The sequence below is a fragment of the Fibrisoma limi BUZ 3 genome, from assembly GCF_000296815.2.
Classification (GTDB): domain Bacteria; phylum Bacteroidota; class Bacteroidia; order Cytophagales; family Spirosomataceae; genus Fibrisoma; species Fibrisoma limi.
Map to the genome: position 1 here is coordinate 1 of NZ_CAIT01000002.1, position 1602 is coordinate 1602.

Consider the following 1602-nt stretch of genomic DNA (forward strand, 5'->3'; position numbering starts at 1 on the left):
ACCCCCACGGGCTACACGGCCACGGTGGCCAACTAGGGCAACGATGCCACGGGACTCAGACGCTGACCCCCATCACAGGTCGCAGTGGCAGCTATACGTTAGCGGCCAACGAGAGCAACCTGACGGTGGATGCGGGCTTCTTCCGCCCGGCCAGCCTGGGTGACAAGGTCTTTGTCGATGCTAACCGGGATGGGCTGCAACAGCCCTCGGAGACGGGCTTAGCGTCGGTGACGGTGACCCTGGTGAGCAACGGTACGGTGGTAGCCAGCGTGGTGACGGGTGCCGATGGGGTCTACAGCTTCACGGGCCTGACACCGGGTGTGCCTTACTCAGTGAGCTTCACGGCTCCTCAGAACTACACGGCCAGTGTAGCCGACCAGGGCGGGGATGATACCTTGGACAGTGATCCGGTGAACGGCATCACGCAGAGTGTGACCTTAGCCTCAGGCCAGACCAATACGAGTGTGGATGCAGGCTTCTCGCTCTTGACGGCGAGCTTAGGTGATCTGGTGTTCGAGGACACCAACGCCAATGGCCAGCAGGATGCGGGCGAAGCTGGCATTGCCGGGGTGAGCGTACAGCTCTTGGCCAACGGCAGCGTGACACCGGTGGCTTCCACGACGACCAACGCCAGTGGTGTCTACAGCTTCACGGGCTTGACACCAGGGGTGAGCTACACGGTGGTGTTCGCCACCCCAACGGGCTACACCGCTACGGTGGCCAACGTAGGCAATGATGCGACGGACTCGGACGCTGACCCGGTAACGGGCCGCAGCGGCAGCTACACGTTAGCGGCCAACGAGAGCAACCTGACGGTGGATGCGGGCTTCTTCCGCCCGGCCAGCCTGGGCGACAAGGTCTTTGTCGATGCTAACCGGGATGGGCTGCAACAGCCCTCGGAGACGGGCTTAGCGTCGGTGACGGTGACCCTGGTGAGCAACGGTACGGTGGTAGCCAGCGTGGTGACGGGTGCCGATGGGGTCTACAGCTTCACGGGCCTGACACCGGGTGTGCCTTACTCAGTGAGCTTCACGGCTCCTCAGAACTACACGGCCAGTGTAGCCGACCAGGGCGGGGATGATACCTTGGACAGTGATCCGGTGAACGGCATCACGCAGAGTGTGACCTTAGCCTCAGGCCAGACCAATACGAGTGTGGATGCGGGCTTCTCGCTCTTGACGGCGAGCTTAGGTGATCTGGTGTTCGAGGACACCAACGCCAATGGCCAGCAGGATGCGGGCGAAGCTGGCATTGCCGGGGTGAGCGTACAGCTCTTGGCCAACGGCAGCGTGACACCGGTGGCTTCCACGACGACCAACGCCAGTGGTGTCTACAGCTTCACGGGCTTGACACCGGGGGTAAGCTACACGGTGGTGTTCGCCACCCCGACGGGCTACACGGCCACGGTGGCCAACGTAGGCAACGATGCCACGGACTCAGACGCTGACCCCATCACAGGTCGCAGTGGCAGCTATACGTTAGCGGCCAACGAGAGCAACCTGACGGTGGATGCGGGCTTCTTCCGCCCGGCCAGCCTGGGTGACAAGGTCTTTGTCGATGCCAACCGCAACGGCTTGCAGGATGCGGCTGAGACGGGCTTAG

Annotated in this window: 1 protein-coding gene; it reads left to right on the forward strand. The window is 62.8% G+C overall.

The window, feature by feature from the left end:
- The coding region (locus BN8_RS00220; RefSeq protein ID WP_144051542.1) for an SdrD B-like domain-containing protein at positions 1-1602 on the forward strand (1602 nt) is incomplete at both ends.